The organism is Pseudomonas sp. 05N434 (assembly GCF_056396965.1).
The window spans coordinates 1-1,921 of the sequence record NZ_JBFTMK010000747.1 but is presented as its reverse complement, the minus strand read 5'-3'; the positions used below and the strand labels follow the sequence as shown (position 1 = coordinate 1,921).

At 61.0% G+C, this 1,921-nt stretch carries 2 protein-coding genes; both read left to right on the top strand.

The window, feature by feature from the left end:
• Window positions 1-181: 181 nt before the first annotated feature.
• Window positions 182-952, top strand: a complete 771-nt coding sequence (locus tag AC1DLB_RS28885; protein ID WP_477743351.1) for an SDR family oxidoreductase — start codon at window positions 182-184, stop codon at window positions 950-952.
• A 185-nt stretch (window positions 953-1,137) separates the two neighbouring features.
• A complete protein-coding gene (gene tsaA / locus AC1DLB_RS28880) occupies window positions 1,138-1,836 on the top strand; it encodes a tRNA (N6-threonylcarbamoyladenosine(37)-N6)-methyltransferase TrmO (protein ID WP_018926951.1) in 699 nt (232 codons plus the stop codon).
• Window positions 1,837-1,921: the final 85 nt, after the last annotated feature.

Sequence of the window (1,921 nt, the reverse complement as noted above, 5' to 3'; positions counted from 1 at the left end):
CGCTTGTAGGAGCCGGCTAGCTGGCGATGGCGATCTTGAGAACGCCATCGCCAGCAAGCCGGCTCCTACAAGCGCGGTCGCAGACCAATCTGTATAGATGTTCATTCCGCGCAAAAATAGTGGCTCCGCTTCCGGCGGCTGAAGACTAGGGTGTATTGACCCTCAGCTCTCAGGACTCGCCATGCATCCCTACTTCTCTCTGCAAGGCCGCACCGCTCTGGTGACCGGCGGCACCCGCGGTATCGGCAAAATGATCGCCAAGGCTTATGTCGAGGCCGGCGCCATCGTGTACGTGTGCGCCCGGGATGCCGAAGCCTGCCAGCAAACTGCCGATGAGCTGAGTGCCTTCGGGATTTGCCACGCCATGGCCGCCAACCTGGCGCATGAAGAAGGCGTTCAACAACTGGCCGCGCAATTGAGCGAACAGATCGGTCATCTGGATATTCTGGTGAACAATGCCGGTACCACCTGGGGTGCGCCGCTGGAGAGTTACCCGGTCAAGGGCTGGGAAAAAGTCATGCAGCTCAACGTCACCTCGGTGTTCAACTGCATCCAGCAATTTCTACCGCTGCTGCGCAAGGCCGGTTCGGCGGCGAATCCGGCACGGATCATCAACATTGGCTCGGTGGCCGGGATTTCTTCCTTCGGCGAACAGGCGTATGCCTACGGCCCGAGCAAAGCCGCCCTGCATCAACTGTCGCGGATTCTGGCGCGAGAGTTGGTGAGCCAGCACATCAACGTCAACGTAATCGCACCGGGACGTTTCCCGAGCAAGATGACTCAGCACATCGGCAACGATGAGCAGGCGCTGGCCGAGGACACGGCGTTGATTCCGATGAAGCGCTGGGGCCGGGAGGAAGAAATGGCGGCGCTGGCGATTAGCCTGGCGAGTACGGCCGGGGCGTATATGACCGGGAATGTCATTCCTTTGGATGGCGGGTTTAGTCTCTAGATCGGCGGCGCGGCTATCGCGGGCAAGCCACGCTCCCACAGGTTTTATGCCGTACACAACATTTGCGTTCACTCGAGAACCTTGTGGGAGCGTGGCTTGCCCGCGATGACGGAGTAATAGGCAGCACCGATCTCGAGGCCGCTCGGGTTATCATGCCGCCCTAATCCCGGCCTCGACCCCAGACCATGACCTACAGCGTTTCCCCCATCGGCTTCGTGCGCTCCTGCTTCAAGGAGAAGTTCGCCATTCCGCGTCAACCGCAACTGGCCCCGGCCGCTCGGGGCGTACTGGAGCTGGTGGCGCCGTTTGATCAGGGTGATGCGGTGCAGGGGCTGGAGCAGGTCAGCCATGTGTGGCTGCTGTTCCTGTTCCATCAAGCGCTGGAAGAAAAGCCACGCCTCAAAGTCCGCCCGCCGCGCCTGGGCGGTAACAAATCCATGGGCGTGTTCGCCACCCGCGCAACGCATCGTCCTAATGGCATCGGCCAGTCGGTGGTCAAACTGGACAAGGTCGAAGCCAATCGACTGTGGATCTCCGGCATCGACTTGCTGGACGGCACGCCAGTTCTCGACATCAAACCTTACGTGCCCTACGCCGACATCATCGACACGGCGTCCAACGACATCGCCAGCGCCCCGCCGCTGCTGATTCCCGTGCAGTGGACGGACTCGGCCCTGCAACAGGCCCACGGCCACGCTCAGCGGCTTGGCGAGCCTCTGGTCGAGTTGATCGAGCAATGCCTGGCACAAGACCCACGCCCGGCGTACCAGATTCCTACGCCTGAGCGCGAATACGGCGCGCAGTTCTGGGATCTGGATGTGCGCTGGCATTATCCTGAGACGGGCGTGATCCGCGTCCTGGAAGTCATTCCCGCAAAAGCCTGAACCCCGGAAACGAAAAAGCCCGCATGACCTTCTCAGGTCATGCGGGCTTTTCTGTGCACTACGCCATTGAATGTAGGAGCCGGGG

Bases quoted from the DNA above. Each gene is read 5' to 3' on its own strand.
- AC1DLB_RS28885 (WP_477743351.1), top strand. From the start codon at position 182: ATGCATCCCTACTTCTCTCTGCAAGGCCGCACCGCTCTGGTGACCGGC.
- tsaA (WP_018926951.1), top strand. From the start codon at position 1,138: ATGACCTACAGCGTTTCCCCCATCGGCTTCGTGCGCTCCTGCTTCAAG.